Genomic DNA, 25,618 nt, shown 5'->3' on the forward strand with positions numbered 1-25,618 from the left:
AAAGTGCGCGCGATAAGCGCTTTTATATGCGTATAAAGAGCGATATTCCGCAGTTCTATGCATGATTGTGGCATATTGCGGGGCCGCAGAGGGCACATGCCCCATAATTCCGGTGCATTGTTCTCCGCGCTTGGCGATAAGGCGGGGCATGAGGATTTTCGACATTACCCAGCGGCTCGATGCGCGGACGCCGCTCTGGCCCGGCGAGCCGCCTTTCGTGCTGAGCCACCATGCGGTGATCTCTGCACAGTGCCCGGTGAACGTGGGTGCGCTCTCGTTTCCGCTCCACGCCGGAACGCATGCCGATGCGCCGTTTCATTATGACGCGGCGGGGCAGACGAGCGCCGAGACGGCGCTGGAGCCTTATATCGGGCGCTGCGTTGTGGTCGATGTGCGCCATGCCTCCGGGCTGGCGGTGCAGGTGGATGATATCGACTGGGCGGCGCTGGAGGCGGCTGGCGCGCAGCGGGTGCTGCTGAGGACCTACGAGCGCTTTCCGCATGAGGCGTGGGATAGCGAATTTCGCGCCGTTTCTGCTACGGTGATCGCGCGGCTGGCGGCGCTGGGTGTGGTGCTGATCGGCACCGATGCGGCCTCGCTCGATCCCGAAACCTCGAAGACGATGGATGCGCACCATGCCGTGCGCGCAGCCGACATGCGCATTCTGGAGGGGCTGGTGCTCGATGCGGTGCCGCCGGGAATCTACGAGTTGATCGCGCTGCCGCTGCCGCTGGGCGGGGCGGACGCGAGCCCGGTGCGCGCAGTGCTGCGGGAGATCGCGGCATGAGCGCGTGGAGCCGCACGGCGCTGGAAGCGCTCGATGACAGCGATCCGCTCGCGTCCTTCCGCGCGGCCTTCCAGCTGCGCGAGGGGCTGATCTACCTCGACGGCAATTCGCTCGGCGCGCTGCCCCGCCGCACCACGGCGCGGCTGGAGCGGGCGGTGGCGCAGGAGTGGGGCGAAGGGCTGATCACCTCGTGGCTCGGCGCGGACTGGATGAATGCCCCGCGCCGGGTGGGTGACAAGATCGGCCGCCTGCTGGGTGCAGCGCCCGGCGAGGTGATCGTGGCGGATTCCACCTCGATCAACCTGTTCAAGGCCATGACGGCGGCGCTATCCTTGCGGCCGGAGCGATCGGTGATCCTTTCCGAGACCGGCAATTTCCCCACCGATCTCTACATGATGCAGGGGATCGCGGCGCTTTCGGGCGGGCGGGTGCGGGCCGAGGCGGTGCCGGGCGACATGGTGCTCGACCGGCTCGGCGAGGATGTCGCGGTGCTGCTGCTGACGCAGGTGCACTACAAGACCGGAAGGTCACGCGACATGGCGGAGGTGACCCGGCGCGCGCATGAAGTGGGCGCGCTGGTGGTGTGGGACCTCAGCCACAGCGCGGGGGCGATACCGGTTGACCTCAACGCGGCGCATGCGGATTTCGCGGTGGGCTGCGGGTACAAGTTTCTGAATGGCGGGCCGGGTGCGCCGGCGTACATCTTTGCGGCGCAGCGGCATCAGGCGGCGGCTGTGCCGGTGCTTTCAGGCTGGTTTGGCCATGCCGAGCCGTTCGCCTTTGAAGATCGTTACCGCGCGGCCGAGGGGATCGAGCGCTTCCTCTGCGGTACACCATCGGTGCTCGGATTGACTGCGCTGGAATGCGGGGTGGACCTGATGGCCGAGGCCGACATGGCGGCCGTGCGTGCGAAATCGCTCCAGCTCGGCCGCGTGTTCATGGACCTGATGGACGAACTGTGCGGCGGCCACGGCTTCACGCTCGTAAGCCCGCGCGAGGATGCGCAGCGAGGGAGCCATGTCTCCTATGCGCACCCCGAAGGTTACGGGATCATGCAGGCGCTGAAGGAGCGCGGCGTGATCGGCGATTTCCGCGATCCCGATGTGCTGCGCTTCGGCCTGACGCCGCTCTATCTGCGCCATGTCGACATGCTGGAGGCTGTCCTCGCGATCCGCGAGGTGTGCGAGACGCGTGCCTGGGACGATCCGCGCTGGGCGGTGCGCGCTGCCGTGACCTGAAGCTGGCCTATCACTTTTACCTGATGAGGCGCAGGCGGCGAGAGGCCATGCTTCGGGCCGTGTGAGGCGAGGGGAAACGGGCATGGGTGAGCTTTCGGGCAAAGTGGCAATCGTGACAGGCGCGGCGCGCGGGCAGGGGCGGGCGATGGCGCTGGCCTTGGCTGGCGCGGGAGCCGATGTTGCGATCTGCGACGTGGGCGAACCGGCGATGCCGAGCGTGGGCTATGCCCTTGGCGGCGCGCTCGATGCCGTGGCGCGCGAGATCGAGGCGTTTGGAGTTCGCGCGCTTTATGCCACTTGCGACATCCGCCGGCAGGCCGAGATCGACGTCTTCGTCGGGCGGGTGCTGGGTGAACTGGGCCGGATCGACATTCTGGTGAACAATGCGGGCATCCTCACCGGCAACACGCCGATGCACTTGCTCGATGACGAGACCTTCGAGACGACCATCGCGGTCAACCTCACCGGCAGCTGGCGGATGAGCCGGGCGGTGGTTCCGGCGATGATCGCGGGCGGCAACGGCGGGCGCATCATCAATATCGCCTCGGTCGCGGGGCTGATCGGCACGCCGGGCTTCGGCCACTATAGCGCGACCAAGCACGGCCTGATCGGGATGACGAAGACGATGGCGGCTGAATTGGGCGCTTATGGCATCACCGTGAATGCGGTCTGTCCGGGGTTCCTGCCGACCAGGATGGTCGAGCATACCGCCAGCGAGATCGGTGCGCGGGCCGGGCTGACGCAGGACGAAGTCTATGCGCAGTACCTCAGCGTGGCGCATGTGAAGGAGCCGATCCAGCCCGAGCAGACCGCCGCGTCCGTGCTCTATCTGGCGAGCGAAGCGGCGCGGGTGGTGACGGGATCGAACCTCGTGATCGATGCCGGATGGTCGGCCACGTGAAAGCCTTGCGCGGCGCGGGATTGCGATCCTAGGCTGCAAATTCATAAAACGGAGGGAATGCCCGCATGACTGCATATGTTGTTTTCATCAAGGATGGCGTGAACGATCAGGCCGAGCTGGATCAGTACAACGCCAAGGCGGGCGCTTCGATTGCGGGCCATCCGCTGAAGCCGTTGGCATTCTATGGCCCCAACGAGACGTGGGAAGGACCGACCGCAGAAGGCCTCGTGATCATCGAGTTTCCCGACATCGACGCGGCAAAGGCCTGGTACAACAGCCCGGCCTATCAGGACGCCAAGGTGCACCGCCTCAAGGGCGCGTCGTACCGCGTTATGGTGACCGAAGGGGTCGGCTGAAAGCTGTTGCAGAGCGCCGCCGTTACGGCATGATGGTGTGATGGCGGCAGCCCACCAGACTATTTCGTATCGCTCGATGCTGATCGCGGGCTTCTCGACCGTCGTCGAGTGGTACGATTTCACGCTCTACATCTATGTCGCGACGATCCTTTCGCGCGTGATGTTCGGCGGCGGCGAGGGCTCGCTGGCAGCGGTGCTGGCGGGCTTTGCGGTGTCCTACCTGATGCGACCGCTGGGCGCGATTGCCATGGGCCACTATGGCGACCGGCACGGGCGGCGGCGCGCGATGCTGCTTTCGATGGCGGTGATGACCGCGGCGATGCTGGGCTGCGCCTTGCTGCCCACGCACGCGCAGATCGGCCCGGCGGCGGGCTTCCTGCTGCTCGCGCTGCGCTGCGTGATGGCCTTCGCGGTGGGCGGCGAATATACCGGCGTGGTCGCCTATCTCATCGAAGGCGCGGGGCCGCACCGGCGCGGCCTGATCACCAGCTGCGCTTCGGCGGCGAGCGAGATCGGCGCGCTGCTTGCCGTGGGCGTGGCGGCGGTGACGACCTGGGCCATGCCAGCGGAGACGCTCGATGCCTGGGGCTGGCGCATTCCTTTCTTTGTCGGCGCGGCGCTCGCGGGCGGGGTGCTGCTGGCCCGCGCAAACATGGACGAATCGCCCGAGTTCGAGCGCCAGCGCGCGGCAGGGACGGTGCCGGAGAACCCGCTGCGCCATGCGATCACCCACCAGCGCGCAGGCATTATCCGGGGCTTTGCGATCTCGGCGCTGGGCTCGATCAGCTACTACGTCGGGATTACCTATGTGCCCGCCTTCCTCGCCTCGGTCGGCGCGGTGGGCGAGGGCGCGGCGCTGACGCTTTCGACCGTGGCTGCCTTCGTGGTGATCGCGGTGACACCGCTGGTTGGCGCGCTTTCGGATCATGTCGGGCGGCGGCCAGTGCTGATCGGGATTGCGATTGCCTGCGCGGCGGGTCCGATCACGCTGTTTTCGCTGATGGCGCATGGCGGGGTCTGGCCGGCGCTGGTGGGCGCGGTGCTGCTCGCGGCGCTCGGCGGCGCATGGAGCGCGGTGGGCGCGGTGGCGACGGCCGAACAGTTTTCCGGCGAGGCACGGCTTTCCGGCCTCGCGCTGGGCGTGACGAGCGCGACCGCGCTGTTTGGCGGGGTCACGCCGCTGGTGGCGCAGATGCTGCTCGAAGGGACCGGCTGGCCGGCGGTTCCCGGCGCCATGATCGCGGTGGTCGCGCTGGTGATCCTGCCGGTGCTCTGGCGCATTCCCGAAACCGCGCCGCGCGCGGGGTGGACAGCGGAGCCGCAGCCGATATAGTTCGCCAACCTAACTATCTGGCCTAACTATAATCGGAGAGAGCGATGGCAACCGCTGCGCTGGACGACATCGAGGATACCGCGCGGCAGGCTCCGGCGCTGATCCGCTATCTCGACGAAGGCGAGTTCGTCACCCGGCGCTACGTGAGCCAGGGCGCGGAGATGAACACCGGCGACTACCGCGACTATGCTGTCGTAGTGCGCGACGGGATGCCGCTGCGCGATCATTTCAGCCTCGACGCGCACGGTTTTGTGATCGCCAAGCATGAGACGGCGATTGCCGATTTCCATGACAAGGCGGCGGTTGATGCCAGCTACCAGCGCGAGGTCGAGGCGCTGGTCGCGCGGCTGACGGGTGCGGACAAGGTTTCGACGCAGGGCTGGATGATCCGCACTTCGGGCGACCTTTCCAGCCGTGCGCAGGAGAAGGTGGCAGGCTATGTCCATTCGGGCGGTATCCAGCCGCCGGCGGGCGAGGCGCATGTCGATTACAACGAACTGACCGGCAAGCGCGCCGCAGCGCGGGTCTATGGGCAGGCGTTTCCAGACGGACCAGGGTACAAGCGGTACATCTGCTTCTCGCTGTGGCGCACGTTCTCACCCGGCCCGCAGGACTGGCCGCTGGCGGTGTGTGACGGGCGCACGGTGAGCGATGAAGAGACCGCATCCAACACCCTGTTCGTGGTCGATGAATTCCCCATCGGCGACGCGCTGACTGCACCGGTCGAGGGCGAGGACCAGATGATCGCGGCGACGATCTTCCGCCACCGGGAGCGCCACCGCTGGTGGTATTTCTCCAACATGGCGGCGGACGATGTGCTGCTGTTCAAGTTTCAGGACAGCGACCATGCGGTCACCTGGCGCTGCCCGCATACCGCGTTCCACGATACCAGCCTGCCGGATGCGAAAATCCGGGAGAGCATCGAAGTGCGCGGGGTGGCGTTCTTCGAGTAAAACTGGGGGCCGCTAAGGCATGATCTTCCGTGAAGGGAGGCACGGAACGTCGGGAGCCAGCCAGTCTATCTCGTCGGCCGCGGGGACTTTCGTGCCGCCGAAGATGCGGCCTTTGACCTTGCTCGGCTCGTAGAAAACGTAGCCCATGCTATTATCGAAATCGGAGATGCGCGCGTTGTCGGCGCGGGCACGCGCGGCGGTGATCTCACGGGCTTCGATGCGTGAGCCGCGCACCATGCGGATCGCGCCGTCGCGGAATTCGAACGCGCGGAAGTAATGCCGACCGAACATGGTGACGTCGAACCCGGCTTTGGATGTCCATTCGCCTGGCCCGGTGGTCGTCGGGACGCGCAAGGTCGTGACGTAGCAATCGTAGTCCGGTTGCAAGGACCACGGCGTTTCCTGATCCTGATCTGGCGGCCGCACGCGCTTTTCGGGCGGACTGAAGCCGCCGCCCGCCAGCGCGAGCCGGTGTCCGCCGCCGCCGGTGTTTTCCCATTCGACAATCCCCGAACCGACGACCTTGAGCACGCTGGCGCCCGCCTTCTCGTCATAATGCCACTGCACGTCGTCGATGGTCTGCCAGACATCGCCGGTCAGGCGCTGGCGCATGGCATCGATGAGCTGGGCGGGCGGCACGGAGGAGAACTGCTGTTGCAGTTGCAGCCCCTGCAGCCCGCGTACGATGGCTGTGCTTGTGATGTGTGCGGGCTTGTCGAACCCGGCGCGGGCATCGACATCGAAAAGGGTGATCTCATCGGGCCGTACGGGCGGATGCCAAGGAACGGCCACGATCGGGCTTCCCTGCGCCGTTACCGGCAACACGGCGCGCAGCGGGAGGACAGGATCGAGCGCGGGGCCGGCTACCGGGGGCAGTGTGCCATCGAGCCAGTAATCCTGGCCGCCGATTTGCGCGCGCACAAAGACGTGATCGAACAGTTTTACGCTGGGCAGGCGCTTTTCGAACCCGTCGTCAATGCCTTGCGTGTTCGCCAGCACCGGTTCGGCCGTGATCCCGAGTTCGCCGAGGAGAGCCAGCAGCAGCGCCGTCTTGGCCTTGCAATCGCCATATCGGCGCTGCCACGTCTCGTCCGCACTGGCGGGGGTAAGGTTGCCGCCATTCAGCCCGACATAGATGTAGCGTACGTCCCGCTGCACCAGCTTGAGCGCAGCCGCCGCGCGGGCCACCGGATCGGCGTTGGCGGCAGCTATTCGCGCGGCTTCCTTGCGCAGCGGTGATCCCGGCGCGAGCGTGGCGGCGCGGGCGAAGAGCGGGGCGAACTGGCGCGAGAGCGCGGGCCAATCGGCAAAGGTGGTGTATTCGACGGCGCGCTGCCATTGATAGCGCGGCGGCGCGTCCTTCAGCGGCTGGCGCACCTGGGGATTGTCGAAGCGCAAGGTGACCCGATCGGCGCTTTCGCCGCTTGCCGCGCGTATATCGGGTGCGATCGCGTAGAGCGGCTTGCGGTCCTTGTCCCAGCCGAGTTCGAGCCGATAGCGGCCGGGCGGCGGCGTAGGGCCGAGGTATAGCAGGCCCGAAACGTTGCGCCCCAGCGTGGGATCGGACACCGCCGTTGTCAGCGCAACCTCCAGTTCGTCCCCCACCCGCAGGTCCGGCACATGCAGCACGGCGGTGAGCATGCCATCGAGCGTCGCGGTCTCGAGCTGGTCTTCGCGGCGCAGGATCTCGAACTTCGCCGTTTCGAGGACATCGATCACCTGTCCTTCGCGGTAGACCCGGATAGTATGGACGGTGGTGGGACCGTTGGCCGGATTCCAGGCAATGGCGAGATTGCCCATGGGAAGGGCGGTGGAATTGAGGATGCGCGCACGGTAGGCCGTGAACTGCGCCTCGCCCTTGCCATCAACATGGATGATCACATCCTGATAGCGCATGAAATAGGGGCCGCCGGCATTGTCCGGCACGGCCAGTGGGTCCGATACGGTCACCCAGGCGGGCGGCGGGCTGCGCAGGATTTCCGAGTTCCGCGCCGATGCGGAGGCTGAGGCGGACGCTGGGGTTGGGGGAGACGGGGCTGCAAGCGCCGGGGCGGCGAGCGCAAGGCTGGCCAATACCATCATTCCATGCCGCAAAGTGCCGCTCCATTCGTCACGGCTTCGATGCGCCGGGTAACGAGGATAATGACGCTGTTTCCGGACGTTGCAAGCAGCAGACGCGCGCCGTGGCGGATGATTTGTGCCAGATCGGCGAGGGACGCCGATCAGCCCAGCGCGGCAAGGCCGCCGAGCACGAGCGCGACAAGCTGGGCCTGCCCTGAGGTGCCCGTCTTGGCATAGAGGCGCTTCGAATAGTTGCGCGCGGTTTCCGGGGTGAGGCCAAGGCGCCGGCCGGCTTCGAGGATCGTTTCCCCTTGCGCGAGGCCGATGGCGAGCGCCGCTTCGCGTGGGGACAGGCCGTGAACAGCGGCCAGCACCCTTGCCGCGTGGGGCCGGGTGCCGTGCGCTGTGCTGCGGACGAGACCGATCACCGCCGCCGGGCCAAGGCCTTGCGGGGCAGGCCGGAGCAGCAGGTGGCGCGGGTTTCGCTCGCCGAGCGGGATCAGGCGGCGCTCATCCGGTGCGGCCCCGGCCAGTACACTGCAGGCGGCTTCGAGCGTGCGGGCGGTTTCGGGCAGGAGCTGCAGGCGGCGCAGCGGGCCGGGATCGGCGGTGAAAGCAAGCTGGCGTTCGGCCACCGGATCGGCGGCGAGGACAGCTGCGCTGGCGGTAAGCGCAATCTCGCCAGTGCCGAGGAGGGCCAGCGTGCTTTCCGCCATCGCGGCGCGCATTCCGGCCTTGCCGAGTGCGGCGCGCACGGCAAGGCCGGCGGCGAGATGTGGGGCCAATGCAGCAAGGAGCGCGCTGTCGGCCGCGCCGAGGTCTTCGCGCTCGCGGGTGAGGAGAAGCCAGGCCTCGCCGGTGCCGGCACTGCCGACGCGGACGGCACGCGCGTGGTTGATCCGCATCGCGCCGAGCGCGGACCGCTGCGCGCCGAGGCGGGCGGGTGCGTCGAAATCGAGCATCTCGCCCAGCGTGTAGACGCGGCCCGTGCGCATCGCGGTGCCGGGGAACAGACCGAGTGCGGCGAGGCGCGCCAGATCGAGCGGGGGATCTAGCGCGGCGCGGGCGGCGTCGGCGCGGACGGTGAGCGTGGGCTCCGGCGATCCCGGCTGCGCGAGCGCCAGCGCCGCCCGCCGCGCGCCGGTGCGCTGGAGTAGATTGCCGAGGAAGCGCTGCCACGGCGGGTCCTCCAGCAGGCCCTCCATGAGCGGCAGGTAAAGCTCGCGTTGATCGGTCGAAAGGAATGCCATGGCGTTGTGCTCCCATATGGGAGCTTTGCGCCAGTGCGCAAGAGGTCATCTGGAGCCCGCAATCCATGAGGCGCGAGAACGCGATGTCTGAACTGTCCACCCTGACCCATATCCAGCGGCTCGAAGCCGAGGCGATCCATATCATGCGCGAGGTGGTGGCCGAGGCGACCAATCCGGTGATGCTCTATTCGGTGGGCAAGGACAGCGCGGTCATGCTGCATCTTGCGCGCAAGGCCTTCTACCCGAGCCCGCCGCCGTTCCCGCTGCTCCATGTCGATACCACGTGGAAGTTCCAGGCGATGTACGAACTGCGCGAGCAGATGGCGAAGGAGAGCGGGATGGAGCTGCTCGTCTACCAGAACCCGGAAGCGGCGGAGCGCGGGATCAATCCGTTCGATCACGGCGCACTCCACACCGACATGTGGAAGACCGAAGGGCTGAAGCAGGCCCTCGACAAGTGGGGTTTCGACGCGGCCTTCGGCGGCGCGCGGCGCGATGAGGAGAAGAGCCGCGCGAAGGAGCGCATCTTCAGTTTCCGCACTGCCAGCCATGGCTGGGACCCCAAGAACCAGCGGCCCGAGCTCTGGAACATCTACAACGCCCGCAAGAACAAGGGCGAGAGCATCCGCGTGTTCCCGATCTCGAACTGGACCGAGCTCGATATCTGGCAGTACATCCGGCTGAACGATGTGCCGATCGTGCCGCTCTACTTTGCGGCGAAGCGGCCGACCTTCGAGTGGGAAGGCGGCCTGTTCATGGCCGACGACTTGCCCCGGCTCGAGAAGGTGCTGGGCTATCGTCCTGAAATCACGGAACGTTCGATCCGCTTCCGCACGCTGGGCTGCTTCCCGCTGACGGGTGCGGTGGAGAGCAATGCGACCACGCTCAACGAAGTGATCCAGGAAACGCTACTGACGACCACCAGCGAGCGGCAGGGCCGCGTGATCGACAAGGATGCCGGCGGCGCGGGCATGGAAGTCAAGAAGCAGCAGGGGTACTTCTGATGTCCGGCGATGATGTGATCTATCAGACCGAGGCCCTGATTGCCGAGGACATCGAGGCCTACCTCGATCTGCACCAGCACAAGTCGATGCTGCGCTTCATCACCTGCGGCAGCGTGGATGATGGAAAATCGACGCTGATCGGGCGTTTGCTTTACGATTCGAAGATGATCTTCGAAGATCAACTCGCAGCGCTTGAGAATGACAGCAAGAAAGTGGGCACGCAAGGCGGCGAGATCGACTTCGCGCTGCTGGTCGATGGCCTCGCGGCGGAGCGCGAGCAGGGCATCACCATCGACGTTGCCTACCGCTTCTTCAGCACGGAAAAGCGCAAGTTCATCGTGGCGGATTGCCCGGGGCACGAACAGTATACCCGCAACATGGTGACCGGCGCGAGCACGGCCGACCTTGCCGTGATCCTGATCGACGCGCGCAAGGGCGTGCTGACGCAGACGCGGCGGCATTCCTACCTCGCGCACCTTATCGGCATCCGCCATATCGTGCTCGCGGTGAACAAGATGGACCTGATCGGCTACGATCAGGCGCGCTACGATGCGATCGTGGCGGATTATTCCGCGTTCGCCGCCAGCATCGGGATCGCGGGCTTCACCGCGATGCCGATCTCGGGCTTCAAGGGCGACAATATCACCGCGCCGAGCGCGAATACGCCGTGGTATTCCGGCCCGACGCTGATGGGGCATCTGGAAGCCGTGGACGTGAACACCGCGGCCGAGGCGGCGGGCGTGTTTCGCATGCCGGTGCAGTGGGTGAACCGCCCGAACCTCGATTTCCGGGGTTTTTCGGGCCTGATCGCCAATGGCACCGTGAAGCCGGGCGATGCGGTGCGCGTGCTGCCTTCGGGCAAGACCAGCACCGTCACGCGCATCGTCACGCTGGATGGCGATCTTGAGGAAGCGGTGGCGGGCCAGTCGGTCACGCTCTGCCTGGCGGACGAGATCGACTGCTCGCGCGGGGACGTGCTCGCGGCGTCCGACGCCCCGCCGCAGGTGGCCGACCAGTTCGAGGCGAACCTCGTGTGGATGGCCGACGAGCCGCTGGTGCCGGGCCGCGCCTATTGGCTCAAGCTGGCCAGCCAGACCGTTTCGGTCACCGTCTCGCAGCCAAAATGCACCATCAATGTCAATACGATGGAGCGGCTTGCGGCCAAGACGCTTGAACTCAATGCGATCGGTCTGGCCGAAATCACCACCGATCGCCCGATCGTGTTCGAGCCCTACACCGAGAGCCGGACATTGGGCGGCTTCATCCTGATCGACAAGATCAGCAACGCGACTGTCGCTGCTGGCATGCTCAACTTCAGCCTGCGCCGTGCGCAGAATGTGCACTGGCAGGCGCTGGATGTGACGCGTGAGGCCCATGCGCGGATGAAGGGGCAGAGCCCCGCCGTGCTGTGGTTCACCGGGCTCTCGGGTTCGGGCAAATCGACCATCGCCAATCTGGTCGAGAAAAAGCTCCATGCGCTTGGCAAGCACACGTTCCTGCTCGATGGCGATAACGTGCGCCACGGGCTCAACAAGGATCTGGGCTTTACCGAGGCGGACCGGATCGAGAATATCCGTCGCGTTGCGGAAGTTGCGAAGCTGATGACCGATGCCGGCCTCATCGTGCTGACCGCGTTCATCAGCCCGTTCCGCGCAGAGCGCGACATGGTGCGCGCGTTGCTTCCGGAAGGCGAGTTCTTCGAGATCTTCGTCGATACGCCGCTGGAAGAGGCTGAACGGCGCGATGTGAAAGGCCTCTACAAGAAGGCCCGTAGCGGCACGCTCAAGAACTTCACCGGGATCGACAGCCCCTATGAAGCGCCGGAAGAACCCGAAATCCGCGTGGACACGATGGGCGAAAGCCCCGAAGAAGCGGCGGAACGCATCGTGGCGCTGATCATCGGCGACTGGATGCCGGTGATCTGAAGACGTGATTTGACGAGCTTAGGGGCGTTGATGGACGATATCGAACTGGCGCGGCATCTGGCGGCGGGCGCGGCGCGGATCCTGATGGACTTGCGCGGCGCAGGTACGCACGAGGGCAAGGCGCTGGGCGCGGAGGGCGACCTTCGTGCCAATGCCTGGCTTATGGCCGAAGTTGCCGCGCACCGGCCAGATGACGGCGTCCTTTCCGAAGAGACGCAGGATACGCCCGAGCGCCTCGGCAAATCCCGCGTGTGGATCATCGATCCGCTCGATGGCACGCGCGAATATGGCGAGGGGCGCAGCGACTGGGCGGTGCATATCGGCCTCGCGGTGGACGGCGTGGCGACGCTGGGCGCGGTGGCGCTGCCGGGGCTCGATCTCCTGCTCGACAGCGGCGCGCCGCAGCCCCTGCCGCCGATGGCCACGCCGCCGCGCCTGCTGGTAAGCCGCACCCGGCCCGCGCATGAAGCGGTCGAAGTTGCGAAGATGCTTGGCGGCGAACTGGTGCCGATGGGGTCGGCCGGCGCCAAGGCCATGGCGGTGGTGCGCGGGGAGGCGGAAATCTACCTCCATTCGGGCGGGCAATACGAGTGGGACAATTGCGCGCCGGTGGCCGTGGCTGCTGCTGCGGGCCTGCATGTGTCCCGCATGGACGGGTCGCCGCTGGTCTACAACAACCGCGACACCTACTTGCCGGACCTCCTCATCTGCCGCCAGGAATGGGCGGAGCAAGTCCTTGGTGCCGTTGCGGCAATCGAGGCTTGACCCTGTTTCGGTTTGCAGACACGGGTAGGAGGCAATGATCGATCCCCGCTTGTTCCGTGATGTGCTCGGCGCCTACCCGACCGGCGTCTGTGTGGTGACTGCGCTTGCCGCCGGTGGCGAGCGGCACGGCCTCGTCGTTGGCTCGTTCACCTCGATTTCGCTCGATCCCCCGCTCGTCGGCTTCTTTCCGGACAAGCGTTCCGGCACATGGCCGCGGATCGAGGCGACGGGGCGATTCTGCGTTAACGTGCTCGGCGCGGACCAACTCTCGCTATGCCGCCGCTTCGCCGCGCGCGCCGATGACAAGTTTTCGCAGCTGGCCCACGGGCAAAGCCCGGCAGGCCTTCCGGTGCTCGACAACGCGATTGCGTGGATCGATTGCACGATTGAGCGCGTGACCGAAGTGGGCGATCACTGGCTGGTGGTCGGCGCGGTCGAGGCGCTGGGCAAGCAGAATGAGGGCAATCCGCTGCTGTTCTTCCGCGGACAGTATCACGACCTCACGCTGCTGGCCGACTGAGTCGCTTCCAGACGCAGTTTTTTCTACCAATCAGTAGAATTTTTTCGTCCCGGCTTGCTGGTTTGATCTCGGTCAAGGATCGCTGCGCCCGCCGCTGCCAGAAAGATGGGGCGCGGAAGGATCAGGCTGTCATTCCCCCTTCCGCCGATTTCTCCCCGACTTCGGGCGGCCAGTAACCCTGGCCGCCCACTTTTCGTTATGCTTTTTAGCGGGCTAGCACGGATGCATGATTGCCGCAGACCGTTCCGACTGGTAGAACCGGGATGGATGAGCGCCTGTGATACCTGCATAGTCCGTAATCGGGCCATTTGCGCCGGTCTCGAACACCCCGAGATTTCGGCACTCAGTGTCATGGGTCGTCGCCGCTCCGTTTCCGCTGGAGAACCGCTGATCTGGGAGGACGACGACTCGCTGCTCGTCGCCAACGTGATCGAAGGTGTTCTGAAGCTGACGACCAGTACCGCCGATGGGCGCGAGCAGATCGTGGGCGTCGCTTACCCTTCCGATTTCATCGGCCGCCCGTTTGGCCAGACCAGCGCCGCCAGCGTGGTCGCGCTGACCGATGCGCGCGTCTGCGTCTTCGCGCGCAATGATTTCGACCGCTTTGCGCGCGAACACCCTGAGCTCGAACACAAGCTGCTGGAACGCACGCTGGCCGAGCTTGACCGCACCCGCGCGTGGATGATGCTGCTGGGCCGCAAGAGCGCGCCCGAAAAGATCGCAACCTTCCTGCTCGACATGTCCGAGAGGTTGGCGGACAACGGCTGTATGACGCACACCGGCCCGGCGCGGCAGTTCACGCTGCCGTTCTCGCGCCAGCAGGTCGCGGACCTCCTCGGTCTCACCATCGAGACGGTCAGCCGCCAGTTCACCAAGCTGAAGGCCGATGGCGTGGTTGCGTTGCCGGGGCGGCGCGATGTCGAGATTCTTGACCGCAGCTCGCTGGTAATGCTCGCCGGTTAGGCACTCAGCCGCGCTCGTTGCGGCGGCACCATTCACTGATGATGGGCAGATAGCTTTCGGGCTTGTCGCGCAGGATCGCGTGCGCGGCGCCGGAAATCGTGCGGTACTGTGCGTGGGGCACGCGGCGGGCGAAACCGGCGACGGTCTGGGGCCGCGCTTCGTCATACTCTCCGGCAACAAACAGCGTACGGCGGCCATCGAGGCGCGCCAGCAGCGGCTCGCCATCATAGTCGCGCAAGGTGCCTGTCGCACGGAATTCGACCGGGCCCCACATCCCGTTATAGACCGCTTCCCCCGCGTGGGGCGGCATGGATTTGCGATAGGCCGCTACGCGGGGATCCCCCGGAGCGCGCCAGACATGGCGACCGAGATAGGCCTCGTCTGCCGCCGCACATTGTTCGATGCCGGGCGGTGCAGCGCTCTCGCACGCGTCCAGCGTGGCGCGCCACTGGGCGGGGAGTTCGCGGCGCAGGGCGGCAGCGTCGGCAATCCAGCTGCGGGTTGAAACCAGCGGTGACTGGATGATCAGACCGGCCAGCGCAGCAGGCCGCCGCGCCCCGTATTCCAGCGCCAGCGTGCCGCCCCAGCTGCCGCCGCCGAGGTGCCAGCGTTCCACGCCGAGCGCGCGGCGGACCGCCTCGATCTCGTCGACAAAGCGCTCCACCCGCCAGTTTTGCGGATTACCGGGCGCATCGGAGCGGCCACTATCGAGCTGGTCGTAGAGGATCACCGCGCGCTCCTCCGCCAGCGCGGTGAGCGCGAGGAGCCCGGCGTGGCCGCTGCCAGGGCCGCCGTGGAGATAGACCAGCGGCAGGCGCGGACCGGATAGCTCACCGTTCACGCGGACATAAAGCCGTCCGCCTTCGACCGGGACCATCAGTTCGCGATCAGGCGCAACACGCAGAGGCAGGCCAGGGATGGGCTGGGCAGGGATGCGCTGGGTGCGAACGACTGGTGCCGTGCAGGCGGCAAGGCCAGCGGCGAGAAAGTTGCGGCGAGTCCAGTTCGGGAAGGGTGCGATCATGTGCGGCATAGTGCCGGGTACCTGCCGCGATGCAAGCACTGCGCATCCGGCAAAACGACGGGCGACCGGCGGGGCCGAAGCCCAGCCTGCCACCCGCCGCCCCTCCGCTGGGGAGGTATGCACAGCTGCGCGGGGAGGGTCGGAGGCCATTCGCGCTGGCGGTGCAATGGGTCAGAAGCGGTAAGAGACGCCCGCGCTGAGGATCCAGGCATTGATCTTGTGGCGGGTTGTCAGCGCGTCGACCCCGCCGGCAGTGGTGAAGTGAGCGGTCGTGTTCATCCAATACTTCTTGGCATCGAGGCTGAGGCCATAGCCCTTGTTGCCCAGCGCGATATCGACACCGCCCTGGACCGCTGCGCCCACTTCATTGGACAGGCGCACGCGGGCCGCGCCCAGCGATGCGGCGGCAGCGCCGGGGCGTTCACCCAGCCACAGGTAGAGCGCCGGGCCAGCGCCGATGTACGGCTTGATCCCGCCAGAGAGTGGCAGGTGATACTTGAGCGTGAGCGTCGCGGGGATCAGCACGGCGTGATCGACGATCGCCGCCCCCGCGAGCGCGCCCGCGCCCGTGACGTGATGCGAACTGGTGCAGCAGATCGTCTCTGCCGAGATGTTTTTCGTGAAGAAGTATTCGACCGCCAGCGTGGGCACTACGTTGTCGCTCGCCTTGGTCTGCGAACCGGCGGGCAGGCCGATGAGGTCCTTGTCGACACGGCTGATCTTGCCATCGGGCAGCACGGCCGAGCCGAGCACCTTGATCTGCCATTTGCCCTCGGTGGAGCCTGCATGAGCGGGAGCCGCGATGAGCGCGGTGGAGGCGAGCGCCGCGCCGATGGCGGCCAGTTGGACAATCTTCATGAGCAGAGCTCCCAAGCTGCGCGGGTCCTGCCCCTTGCAGGACTGCCAAGCCTCGCAGCACGAGTGTCCAATGATCCGGCGGGACGTCATCAACATTGACGGAGCGCAAATTGCGAAGAGAAAAAATAACCGGAAAGGCAAATGATTTCAGCGGAGGCACGATTGCCGGCTGCAAATTGACACCGGTCAATGTTGCGGGGGCGAAGGCCGGGCAGGGACGGTCCAGGACTTGATCCCATCATCCGCTTGGAAGGGTGCTTTCCATGGACTCCGTACTCCCGCGCACTGGCCTCTGGCTCGGCGCGTTGTTCTTCACGGTGATCGCCACCGCGCTGGCGGTCGATACCGGCTTTGCCGTCCACATGATGATCTGCGGCCTCGCCGCGCTCATCGGTCTTGTCGTCACGGTGCGGGGTTGGGACCCCGTAGCCGCGATTCGCCCGCTTGATACAGGACGTTACGATGACGATCTGATCCGCCTGGGTGTCATCGCCACGGTGTTCTGGGGCATGGCGGGGTTCCTCGCAGGCCTCTGGATCGCGCTTGAGCTGGCCTTCCCGCAGCTCAACCTCGGGCTGCAGTGGATCAATTTCGGGCGGCTGCGGCCTTTGCACACGTCCGCCGTGATCTTCGCATTCGGCGGCAATGCGCTGATTGCCACCTCGTTCTATGTGGTCCAGCGAACGTGCCGCACGCGGCTTGCCTTGCCGCGCCTCGCGAAGTTCGTGTTCTGGGGATACCAGCTGTTCATCGTGCTGGCGGCCACCGGCTACCTCATGGGAATAACCCAGGGTAAGGAGTACGCTGAACCGGAATGGTACGTTGACCTGTGGCTCACGGTGGTCTGGGTCGCCTATCTCGCGGTCTTCGTCGGCACGCTGCTCAAGCGGTCGGAACCGCATATCTATGTAGCCAACTGGTTCTACCTCGCCTTCATCCTGACGGTGGCGATGCTCCACCTCGTCAACAACGCTAACATTCCGGTGAGCTTCTTCGGATCGCGCAGCTACCCGGTGTTCGGCGGGGTGCAGGGCGCGCTGGTGCAGTGGTGGTATGGCCACAACGCGGTGGGCTTCTTCCTCACCGCCGGCTTCCTCGCGATGATGTACTACTTCGTGCCCAAACAGGCCGAGCGGCCAGTCTATTCCTACCGGCTTTCGATCATCCACTTCTGGGCGCTGATCTTCCTCTATATCTGGGCCGGTCCGCACCACCTTCACTACACCGCGCTGCCGGATTGGGCGCAGACGCTGGGCATGGTCTTCTCGGTCATGCTGTGGATGCCGAGCTGGGGCGGGATGATCAACGGCCTGATGACGCTCAACGGCGCCTGGGACAAGATCCGCACCGATCCGATCCTGCGCATGATGGTCCTCGCGCTCGCCTTCTATGGCATGAGCACCTTCGAAGGCCCGATGATGAGCATCAAGTCGGTCAACTCGCTCAGCCACTACACCGACTGGACCATCGGCCATGTGCATTCGGGCGCCCTGGGCTGGAACGGGATGATCACGTTCAGCTGCCTCTACTACATGGCGCCGCGCCTGTGGGGCCGGACACGGCTCTACAGCATACGCATGGTGAACTGGCACTTCTGGCTCGCGACCTTGGGAATCGTTTTCTACACCGCCGCGATGTGGGTGGCGGGGATCACCCAGGGCCTGATGTGGCGCGAATACGGGCCGGACGGCTATCTGGTGAACTCCTTCGCCGATACAGTCGCCGCGCTCCACCCGATGTATGCGCTGCGGGTCTTCGGCGGGCTGCTCTACCTCTCGGGCGCCACGGTGATGACGATCAACATCACCCGCACGATCCTTGGCCACTATCGGCAGGAAACACCGCTGCACTCGGCCGCGTTCGATCCGGCGCGCGACGTGCCGCTCGTCCCCGCGACCGCCATCTGACCCGGCCTGACAGGAGATACCGAAATGGCCACTTTCATGGAACGCCACCGCAAGCTGGAACGCAATGTCACGCTGCTGGCAGTGCTGGCGTTTGCGGCGGTGACAGTGGGCGGGATCGTCGAGATCGCGCCGCTGTTCTGGATCGATAACACCATCGAGAAGGTGCAGGGCATGCGCCCCTATACCCCGCTTGAGCAGGCCGGGCGCGACATCTATGTGCGCGAGGGCTGCTACGTCTGCCACAGCCAGATGATCCGCCCCTTCCGCGACGAAGTGGAGCGCTACGGCCACTACAGCCTCGCGGCGGAATCGATGTACGACCATCCGTTCCAGTGGGGATCGAAGCGCACCGGGCCGGATCTGGCGCGCGTGGGCGGCAAGTATTCGGATGAATGGCACGTCCAGCACCTGACGGACCCGCGCTCCGTGGTGCCGGAATCGATCATGCCGACTTACGGCTTCCTCAAGGAGCAGCCGCTCGATCAGGGTGACATGGTGCCTGCGCTGCAGACGCTTGAGCGGGTGGGCGTGCCTTATACCAAGGACGAGATCGCCGGCGCCAACGACGACCTCAAGGCGCAGGCCGATCCCGATGCCGATCATGCCGCGTTCCTGAAGCACTATCCGGGGGCGACAGTGCGCGACTTCGACGGCGATCCCAAGCGGCTGACCGAGATGGATGCGCTTGTCGCCTATCTCCAGGTGCTGGGCACGATGGTCGATGTGAACGCACCGGCCGCGCAGGAACATCTCGCCAAGGAGAAGGGCCGATGAACCTGCTCCAGCTTTCGACCCACTCAACCTACGACCTGCTGCGGCATCTGGCCGACAGCTGGGGCCTGATGATCATGGCGCTGGTGTTCCTCGCGCTGTGCCTCTGGCCGTTCCGCCCCGGCGGAAACGCGGCGAGCCGCGATGCGGCCCTCTCGATCTTCGAGGATGACAGCCATGACGCATGACACAAAGCACGCCGAGAAAGTGATCGACCACGCCACCGGCACGGCCAAGGTCGGGCACGAATGGGACGGGATCGAGGAACTCGATACGCCGCTGCCGCGCTGGTGGCTGTGGACCTTCTACGCGACGATTGTCTTCGCGCTGGTCTATGTCGTGCTTTATCCGGCGATTCCCATGCTCCATTCAGCGAGCACCGGCACGCTGGGCTGGACGAGCCGGGGCATGCTGGCGGGCGATCTGGCCCACGAAAAGGCCGAGCATCAGGCCGTGCGCAATGCCATCGCGGCAACCCCGATCGAGGCGCTGGCCGCCAATCCGGCTCTGCAGCGCGCCGCGATCGAGGGCGGACACGCCGCGTTCAAGGTGAATTGCGTGCAGTGCCACGGTGCGGGCGCGGCGGGCGGGAAGGGCTATCCCAACCTCAACGACGACGACTGGTTGTGGGGCGGCGATCTTGCGACGATCCAGCAGACGCTGGTGAACGGCATCCGCTACCCGGGCAACGATGCAACGCGCAGCAGCCTGATGCCGAGCTTCGGGCGCGACGGGATCCTGACGGCAGCGCAAGTGCAGGATGTGGTCAGCCATGTCCGCGTGCTGAGCAAGCAGGACCCGGCGAGTGCAGCCTCGCGGCGCGGCGCGCAGCTCTTTGCCGATAACTGCGCGGTCTGCCACGGTGCGGGCGGCGAGGGGAACCGCAGCCTGGGTGCGCCCAAGCTCAGCGACAAGATCTGGCTCTATGGCGGGGATCGCGCTTCGCTGACCAATACCGTCACCAATGCGCATGCCGGTGTCATGCCGGCCTGGACCGGGCGGCTTGATCCGGTGACGATCAAGATGCTCGCCGTCTACGTCCACTCGCTGGGCGGCGGTGAGGCGGCGCCGGCGCCGGCGCCTGCAGCACCAGCAGCGGGGGCGGCGCAGTAAGGATCATGAACGCTCAGGATCCCATCGTTTCTGCACCGCTCTATGCCAAGCGCACGGGCGTGTTCCCGAAGAAGATCGACGGGCCGTTCCGCCGCTTCAAATGGCTCGTCATGGCGGTGTGCCTTGCCGTCTATTGGGGCACGCCGTGGATCCGCTGGGACCGGGGGCCGCACGCGCCGGGGCAGGCGGTGCTGGTCGATCTGGCGCACCGCCGGTTCTACATGTTCGCCATCGAGATCTGGCCGCAGGAGTTCTACTTCGTGGCGGGCATGCTGATCATGGCGGGGATCGGGCTGTTCCTCGTCACCAGCGCGGTGGGGCGCGCGTGGTGCGGCTATGCCTGCCCGCAGACGGTGTGGACCGACCTTTACCAGCATGTTGACCGGCTAATCGACGGCGACCGCAATGCGCAGTTGCGGCTTAATGCCGCGCCCTGGACGCCCGCAAAGTTTGCCCGGCGTATGTTCAAGTGGGGCATCTACCTCGGCATCGCCTTCGTGACCGGGGGCGCGTGGATCTTCTATTTTGCCGACGCGCCCACCCTGCAGCGCGAATTCTGGACCGGCACGGCGGCCCCGGTGGCCTATGCCTGCACCGGCATCCTTACCTTCACCACCTTCTGGCTGGGCGGCTTCATGCGCGAGCAGGTGTGCATCTACATGTGCCCCTGGCCGCGCATCCAGACCGCGATGCTCGACGAAAACTCGCTCACCGTCACCTACAAGCACTGGCGGGGCGAGCCGCGCGGGTCGCTCAAGGAGGCCAAAGGCGCGGCCAGCCCGCTGGGTGACTGCATCGATTGCAAGCAATGCGTGGCGGTGTGCCCGACCGGGATCGACATCCGCGAAGGGCCGCAGATCGGCTGCATCACCTGCGCGCTCTGCGTCGATGCCTGCGACAAGGCGATGGCCTCGGTGGGCCGCGCGCGGGGCCTCATCGACTATTGCACGCTTGTCGACGCCGAGCGCGAGATCAAGGGCGAGGCGGCGCGGCCCGTGGTGAAGGTGCTCCTGCGCCCGCGGCTGATCGGCTATTTCGCGGTGTGGGGCGGGATCGGCCTTGCGCTGCTGTTCATGCTCGGCGCGCGCGAGCGGCTCACGCTTTCGGTCGCGCGCGAGCGCAATCCGGAATTCGTCCAGCTTTCGGGCGGCGCCGTGCGCAATGCCTTCACCCTGGCGCTGCGCAACATGGAAGACCGCCCGCGCACCTTGCGCATCGCCGCCGAAGGGCTGCCGGGCGCCGCGCTTTATACCGACGAGATGGCACCCGGCGCGGCCCGCGCGAGCGTCGATGTCGCAGTCCCGGCAGACAGCACGGCCAAGGTGCGGCTCTACACCGTGGTGCCTGCAGCATCGGCCCGTCCGCAGGACTTCGCGCTGACCGCGACGCCGCTGGATGGCGAAGGCCGCACGCCCCGCCGCGAGACGCACTTTGCCGCACCCGGCAGCGAACATGAAGAAGAGGAGCACGATTGATGGCACGGCTTCACGCACGACCCGTCCGGCCCTTCACCGGGCGGCATATGGCGCTGATCATGGTGGGCTTCTTTGGCGTGGTGATCGCGGTCAATGTGCTGCTCGCCAACCTTGCGGTCTCGACCTTCAGCGGGACGGTGGTGGAAAACTCCTACGTTGCGAGCCAGGAATTCAACGGCTGGCTGGGTGCGGCAAAGGCTGACAAGGCGCTGGGCTGGCACATGGCGCTGGCACGCGAGGGTGCGGGCGATGTGCGCTTCACGCTTACGGATGCGAGCGGGCGGCCACTGGCAGGCGCAGCTGTGCGGGCGCAGGCGGATCATCCGCTGGGCGCCAAGGCCCCGGTCACGATGACCCCGCGCGAGGTTGCGCCCGGCGTCTATGAAGCCGCACTGCCGGCGGGCCGCTGGCATGTGGGCATCGAGGTCCGCGCGCAAGGCCATGTCTGGCATGCCGAGGATGACGCGCTGTGAACGCGGCATCGGCGCGCCTCGCCCCCGCAATCAGCCGGACCGTGCTTGCGGTGCCTGGCATGCATTGCGGGGGCTGCATGGGCAAAGTGGAGCGTGCACTGGGCGCGGTGCCGGGTGTCGCCTCTGCGCGGGCCAACCTGACCGCGCGGACCATTGCGGTCGATCACACGGGCGCGGTGGAAATCCCTGAATTGGTGGCCGCGCTGGCCGGAGCGGGCTTTGCCGCGCAGCCGCGCGAGGACGCGCTCGAGCCGCCCTCCGCCTCGCGCGAATTGCTGGCGCCGCTGGCGGTGGCAGCGTTTGCCTGCATGAACGTGATGCTGCTCTCGGTCAGTGTCTGGTCGGGCGCGGATGGCAGTACGCGCGATCTGTTTCACTGGCTTTCCGCAGCTATCGGCGTGCCGGCGATCCTCTATGCGGGGCAGCCGTTCTTCCGCTCGGCACTGGGCGCTTTGAAGCGCGGGCGCACCAATATGGACGTGCCGATCTCCATCGGCGTGACGCTGGCGACCGGCCTTTCCTGCTACGAAACGCTGACCGGCGGCGAGGAAGCCTGGTTCGACGGCACGCTGATGCTGCTGCTGTTCCTCCTCGCGGGCCGCGCGCTCGATGCGATGATGCGTGATCGCGCGCGCGCCGGAGTGGCGGCGCTGCTGCGGCAGGCGGCGAGCGGGGCCATGGTGGTCGGCGCGGACGGCGCGCTGCATTGGTCGGCGGCGGCCACGCTTGCGCCGGGCATGCTGATGCGCGTCGCGGCGGGCGAGCGGCTGGCGGCTGACGGCGCAATCGCCAGCGGCACGAGCAGGTTCGACCAGTCGCTGCTGACGGGCGAGACGGCGCCGGTGCCGGCAGGCCCGGGCCAGCCGGTGCTGGCCGGCATGCTCAACCTCGATGCGCCGGTCGATGTGATCGTGACGGCGGCAGGGCAGGGCACTGCGCTCGCCGAAATCGCGCAGGCGATGGAATCGGCTGGGCAGGCCAAGAGCGCCTTTGTCCGCATCGCCGACCGCGCCTCGCGGCTCTATGCGCCTGCTGTGCATACGCTCGCGGCGCTGAGCTTTGCCGGATGGCTGATCGCGGGGGCGAGCTTCCATCAGGCGCTGGTGGTGGGGATCGCGGTGCTGATCATCACCTGCCCCTGCGCGCTGGGCCTCGCCGTGCCGGTGGCGCAAGTCGTCGCGGCGGGCGCGCTGCTGAAGCAGGGCGTGATGGTGAAGGACGGCAGCGCCATCGAGCGCCTCGCCCGGGTCGACCGCGTGCTGCTCGACAAGACGGGCACGCTGACCATGGGCCGCCCTGTGCCCGATACGGCGGTGCTCGATGCGCTTTGCGAGGAGGAAGCTGCGGTCGCGCTCGCTCTCGCCAGTCACAGCCGCCATCCGCTTTCGCAGGCACTGGCGCTGGCACTTGCGGCGCGCGGGGTGCGCGCGGCGACTGTCGAGAACGTACGCGAGACGGCGGGGCGAGGGGTTTCGGGCACTTGGCGGGGGCTGGCGGTTTCGCTCGGGCGGCCTTCGCAGCCGGGCGGGACCTCTGCTGCGCTCGCCATCGGCGCGGGGCCGGTGCGCGTGATCGGCTTTGCCGACCGGCTGCGGCCCGATGCCCGCGAAGCGCTGGCGGATCTTGCGGCACTCGGTATCCAGGCCTCGATCCTCTCTGGCGACAATGCTGCGGCGGTTGCGGTCACGGCGCGCGAAACCGGCCTCACCGGGCAGGCTGCAGCGCTTCCGGCCGACAAGCTCGACGCGATCCAGCGCCTGCAGCGCAGTGGCAAGTGCGTGCTGATGGTGGGCGATGGGATCAACGATGGTCCCGCGCTCGCTGCTGCCGATGCCTCGATCGCGCCGGGCAGCGCGAGCGATGTTGGCCGGCAGGCGGCGGACTTCGTGTTCACCGGCGATTCGCTGCTCGCCCTGCCGCGCGCCGTGCGCGCCAGCAGGCGGACGATGCGCGTGGTGCGCGAAAACTTCGCCGCCGCGATCCTCTACAACGCCTTTGCCGTGCCGCTGGCGATGGCCGGCCTCGTCACCCCGCTGATGGCGGCAATTGCCATGGCGACCTCGTCGCTGATCGTGGTGGGCAATTCGCTCCGCCTTGCCGGAGCTGCCAGATGACCTCGATCCTGATCCTCATCCCCATCGCGCTCGGCATGGGACTGCTTGGTTTGGCTGCCTTTTTCTGGGCGCTGCGAGGCGGGCAGTTCAGCGACCTTGAGGGCGCGGCGGCGCGCATCCTGATCGACGAGGATACGCCGCTGTGAGCCGCTTGTTCGCCCTGTGCAGTGCGCTGGCCTCCTTGCAGCTGGCGCTGCCGGCCCAGGCGGCGCACCCCACGATGATCGCGCTGTGCGGCGGTGGGGCGCCGATTCCGCTGCCCATGAAAAATCACGAACCGGACAAGCAGTGTTGCAAGATTTGCCATAGCGCAATGCGCAAGCGTTCGGTCGGTGGCACCTGCTGCGGGGACAACGACGACGAAGAGGATTCCGGGCAATGAGCGGGCCAACCAAAGCGGAGCAGTTTGCCGACTGGACCTACTATCCGGAGCTGCTCGCGCGGCCGGTGCCGCGCTACACCAGCTATCCCACGGCGGCGGAGTTCGTCGAGGAAAGCTTCGAGCTGCGCCAGCGCATCTCGCTGGCCAGCCTCACCGGGCCGGTCTCGATCTACCTCCACATTCCTTATTGCGAGGAGATCTGCTGGTACTGCGGCTGCAACACCGGCGCCGCCAACAAGCGTCACCGACTGACCGCGTACCTCGAAGCGCTGCACCGCGAGATCGCGCTGGTGGCCGATATGCTCGATCCCTCCGTGCATATCGAGCATATTGCTTTCGGCGGGGGCAGCCCCAATGCCGTGCCGCCGACCGAGTTCGTGCGTCTGATCGATGCGCTGGTGCTGGCCTTCCGCTTCGTGCGGCCCGCGCTTTCGGTCGAGCTCGATCCGCGCACCCTCACGCGCGATTGGCTGACCGCGATCCGGGGCATCGGCGTCACCCGCGTCAGCCTTGGCGTGCAGACCCTCAACCCCACCGTGCAGGAGGCCATCGGGCGCGTCCAGCCGATCGAGATGATCGAGCGCGCGGTTTCCGGCCTGCGCGCGGCGGGGGTCGGCTCGATCAATTTCGACCTCATGTACGGCCTGCCGCACCAGAACGACGAGGTGCTCGCCGAAACGCTGGCGCAGAGCGTCGCAATGGGGCCCAATCGCATCGCGCTGTTCGGCTACGCCCACGTGCCGCACATGATCCCGCGTCAGCGCCGGATCGATGGTTCTGACCTGCCGGACCAGCGCGGGCGCTTCCGCATGGCGGCGATGGGCGCGCGCCAGTTGATCGATGCGGGCTACCACGCGGTGGGCTTTGATCACTTCGCGCTGCCCGGCGATCCGCTCGCCCGCGCGGCCATGAACGGCACGCTGCGGCGCAATTTCCAGGGCTTTACCGAAGATCCGGCCTCGGTGCTCATCGGCCTCGGCGCATCGGCGATCAGCGAACTGCCCGGGCTGATGGTGCAGAACGAGAAAAACCCCGGGCGCTATCGCATGCTGATCGGCGCGGACAAGCTCGCGGGCCGCAAGGGGATCGAGACCGGCCCGGAAGATGCCCGCCGCGCGGCAATCATCGAGGCATTGCTGTGCAAGGGCGCGGCCAGGATCGACGGCGATTTGCTGGCTGCGGCGCGGCCGCGGCTGGAGCCATTTGCAAAGGAGGGGCTGGTCACGCTGGAGCGCGGCTGGTTGCGGCTTGAAGCAGACGCAGCGCCTTATGCACGCGCCATCGCCTCGGTGTTCGATGCCTATCGCACCGAGGAACGCAGCTTCAGCTCGGCGATCTGAGGCGGGGTGTCGTCCTGCGCCCGTACCACTCCTGCCCCCGCTCACCCTGAGCTTGTCGAAGGGTGCTGGCGCGACCGCCGTGCGTGATGCTTCGACAAGCTCAGC

25 protein-coding genes are annotated in these 25,618 nt (G+C 66.6%); 21 read left to right on the top strand and 4 right to left on the bottom strand.

Features of this window, described 5'->3' with window-relative positions:
* The first annotated feature begins 148 nt into the window (after positions 1 to 148).
* The 6 genes from kynB to ACODS2_RS13715 all read left to right on the top strand — a co-directional run bounded on the left by kynB (position 149) and on the right by ACODS2_RS13715 (position 5,568).
* Complete coding sequence (gene kynB / locus ACODS2_RS13690) at positions 149 to 787, top strand: arylformamidase (RefSeq protein ID WP_488999323.1); 639 nt, start codon at positions 149 to 151, stop codon at positions 785 to 787.
* On the top strand, positions 784 to 2,025 hold the full coding sequence (gene kynU / locus ACODS2_RS13695) for a kynureninase (RefSeq protein WP_488999324.1): 1,242 nt from the start codon (positions 784 to 786) through the stop codon (positions 2,023 to 2,025). Before kynB ends, kynU begins: the two co-directional genes overlap by 4 nt.
* Before the next feature lie 82 nt (positions 2,026 to 2,107).
* Positions 2,108 to 2,926 carry an SDR family NAD(P)-dependent oxidoreductase gene (locus ACODS2_RS13700; protein ID WP_488999325.1) on the top strand — a complete coding sequence of 273 codons (819 nt, stop codon included), beginning with the start codon at positions 2,108 to 2,110 and terminating at the stop codon, positions 2,924 to 2,926.
* 65 nt (positions 2,927 to 2,991) lie between these two features.
* The gene (locus ACODS2_RS13705; protein WP_298171622.1) at positions 2,992 to 3,282 is read left to right on the top strand and encodes a DUF1330 domain-containing protein; all 291 of its coding nucleotides are present in this window, start codon (positions 2,992 to 2,994) and stop codon (positions 3,280 to 3,282) included.
* 40 nt (positions 3,283 to 3,322) lie between these two features.
* Positions 3,323 to 4,615, top strand: coding sequence for an MFS transporter (locus ACODS2_RS13710; protein ID WP_488999326.1), 1,293 nt, complete (start codon positions 3,323 to 3,325; stop codon positions 4,613 to 4,615).
* Positions 4,616 to 4,659: 44 nt separating this feature from the next.
* Positions 4,660 to 5,568, top strand: coding sequence for a CmcJ/NvfI family oxidoreductase (locus ACODS2_RS13715; RefSeq protein WP_488999327.1), 909 nt, complete (start codon positions 4,660 to 4,662; stop codon positions 5,566 to 5,568).
* A 12-nt stretch (positions 5,569 to 5,580) separates the two neighbouring features.
* Here ACODS2_RS13715 and ACODS2_RS13720 read toward each other — a convergent pair whose 3' ends face one another.
* Together ACODS2_RS13720 and ACODS2_RS13725 are read right to left on the bottom strand one after the other, a co-directional pair.
* Entirely contained in the window at positions 5,581 to 7,650 is a 2,070-nt protein-coding gene (locus tag ACODS2_RS13720; protein ID WP_488999328.1) for a DUF3857 domain-containing protein, read from the bottom strand.
* Between the two features lie 140 nt (positions 7,651 to 7,790).
* The gene (locus ACODS2_RS13725) at positions 7,791 to 8,879 is read right to left on the bottom strand and encodes a helix-turn-helix transcriptional regulator (protein WP_488999329.1); all 1,089 of its coding nucleotides are present in this window, start codon (positions 8,877 to 8,879) and stop codon (positions 7,791 to 7,793) included.
* Positions 8,880 to 8,944: 65 nt separating this feature from the next.
* Between ACODS2_RS13725 and cysD the strand changes: the two genes are divergently transcribed.
* The 5 genes from cysD (at position 8,945) to ACODS2_RS13750 (ending at position 14,056) form a co-directional block, all read left to right on the top strand.
* Positions 8,945 to 9,883, top strand: coding sequence for a sulfate adenylyltransferase subunit CysD (gene cysD, locus ACODS2_RS13730; RefSeq protein ID WP_488999330.1), 939 nt, complete (start codon positions 8,945 to 8,947; stop codon positions 9,881 to 9,883).
* Complete coding sequence (gene cysN, locus ACODS2_RS13735; RefSeq protein ID WP_488999331.1) at positions 9,883 to 11,808, top strand: sulfate adenylyltransferase subunit CysN; 1,926 nt, start codon at positions 9,883 to 9,885, stop codon at positions 11,806 to 11,808. Before cysD ends, cysN begins: the two co-directional genes overlap by 1 nt.
* A gap of 30 nt (positions 11,809 to 11,838) precedes the next feature.
* Entirely contained in the window at positions 11,839 to 12,573 is a 735-nt protein-coding gene (locus ACODS2_RS13740) for a 3'(2'),5'-bisphosphate nucleotidase CysQ (RefSeq protein ID WP_488999332.1), read from the top strand.
* A 34-nt stretch (positions 12,574 to 12,607) separates the two neighbouring features.
* Complete coding sequence (locus ACODS2_RS13745; RefSeq protein ID WP_298171592.1) at positions 12,608 to 13,093, top strand: flavin reductase family protein; 486 nt, start codon at positions 12,608 to 12,610, stop codon at positions 13,091 to 13,093.
* 267 nt (positions 13,094 to 13,360) lie between these two features.
* On the top strand, positions 13,361 to 14,056 hold the full coding sequence (locus tag ACODS2_RS13750) for a Crp/Fnr family transcriptional regulator (RefSeq protein WP_488999333.1): 696 nt from the start codon (positions 13,361 to 13,363) through the stop codon (positions 14,054 to 14,056).
* A gap of 4 nt (positions 14,057 to 14,060) precedes the next feature.
* Here the strand turns inward: ACODS2_RS13750 and ACODS2_RS13755 are convergent, their stop codons facing one another.
* Positions 14,061 to 15,080 (bottom strand): proline iminopeptidase-family hydrolase, encoded by a 1,020-nt coding sequence (locus ACODS2_RS13755; RefSeq protein WP_488999334.1) that lies wholly within the window; start codon positions 15,078 to 15,080, stop codon positions 14,061 to 14,063.
* A gap of 171 nt (positions 15,081 to 15,251) precedes the next feature.
* Positions 15,252 to 15,938 (bottom strand): OmpW/AlkL family protein, encoded by a 687-nt coding sequence (locus ACODS2_RS13760; RefSeq protein ID WP_488999335.1) that lies wholly within the window; start codon positions 15,936 to 15,938, stop codon positions 15,252 to 15,254.
* Between the two features lie 263 nt (positions 15,939 to 16,201).
* On the opposite strand from ACODS2_RS13760, the gene ccoN reads away from it, so the two are divergent.
* From ccoN to hemN, 10 genes are read left to right on the top strand one after another with little or no spacing between them, the layout of a single operon-like run.
* On the top strand, positions 16,202 to 17,845 hold the full coding sequence (gene ccoN, locus ACODS2_RS13765; protein WP_488999336.1) for a cytochrome-c oxidase, cbb3-type subunit I: 1,644 nt from the start codon (positions 16,202 to 16,204) through the stop codon (positions 17,843 to 17,845).
* Between the two features lie 24 nt (positions 17,846 to 17,869).
* Positions 17,870 to 18,619, top strand: coding sequence for a cytochrome-c oxidase, cbb3-type subunit II (gene ccoO, locus ACODS2_RS13770; RefSeq protein ID WP_488999337.1), 750 nt, complete (start codon positions 17,870 to 17,872; stop codon positions 18,617 to 18,619).
* Positions 18,616 to 18,804, top strand: coding sequence for a cbb3-type cytochrome c oxidase subunit 3 (locus tag ACODS2_RS13775; RefSeq protein ID WP_298172832.1), 189 nt, complete (start codon positions 18,616 to 18,618; stop codon positions 18,802 to 18,804). The genes ccoO and ACODS2_RS13775 overlap by 4 nt, the downstream gene beginning before the upstream one ends.
* Entirely contained in the window at positions 18,794 to 19,729 is a 936-nt protein-coding gene (gene ccoP / locus ACODS2_RS13780) for a cytochrome-c oxidase, cbb3-type subunit III (RefSeq protein WP_488999338.1), read from the top strand. The genes ACODS2_RS13775 and ccoP overlap by 11 nt, the downstream gene beginning before the upstream one ends.
* Positions 19,730 to 19,734: 5 nt before the next feature.
* On the top strand, positions 19,735 to 21,204 hold the full coding sequence (ccoG, locus tag ACODS2_RS13785) for a cytochrome c oxidase accessory protein CcoG (protein ID WP_488999339.1): 1,470 nt from the start codon (positions 19,735 to 19,737) through the stop codon (positions 21,202 to 21,204).
* Positions 21,204 to 21,677 (top strand): FixH family protein, encoded by a 474-nt coding sequence (locus ACODS2_RS13790; protein ID WP_488999340.1) that lies wholly within the window; start codon positions 21,204 to 21,206, stop codon positions 21,675 to 21,677. Before ccoG ends, ACODS2_RS13790 begins: the two co-directional genes overlap by 1 nt.
* On the top strand, positions 21,674 to 23,791 hold the full coding sequence (locus ACODS2_RS13795; protein WP_488999341.1) for a heavy metal translocating P-type ATPase: 2,118 nt from the start codon (positions 21,674 to 21,676) through the stop codon (positions 23,789 to 23,791). Before ACODS2_RS13790 ends, ACODS2_RS13795 begins: the two co-directional genes overlap by 4 nt.
* The gene (gene ccoS / locus ACODS2_RS13800; RefSeq protein ID WP_488999342.1) at positions 23,788 to 23,937 is read left to right on the top strand and encodes a cbb3-type cytochrome oxidase assembly protein CcoS; all 150 of its coding nucleotides are present in this window, start codon (positions 23,788 to 23,790) and stop codon (positions 23,935 to 23,937) included. The genes ACODS2_RS13795 and ccoS overlap by 4 nt, the downstream gene beginning before the upstream one ends.
* A complete protein-coding gene (locus tag ACODS2_RS13805; protein WP_488999343.1) occupies positions 23,934 to 24,173 on the top strand; it encodes a hypothetical protein in 240 nt (79 codons plus the stop codon). The genes ccoS and ACODS2_RS13805 overlap by 4 nt, the downstream gene beginning before the upstream one ends.
* Entirely contained in the window at positions 24,170 to 25,513 is a 1,344-nt protein-coding gene (gene hemN, locus ACODS2_RS13810) for an oxygen-independent coproporphyrinogen III oxidase (RefSeq protein ID WP_488999344.1), read from the top strand. Before ACODS2_RS13805 ends, hemN begins: the two co-directional genes overlap by 4 nt.
* Positions 25,514 to 25,618: the final 105 nt, after the last annotated feature.

The organism is Novosphingobium sp. FG137 (assembly GCF_057809735.1).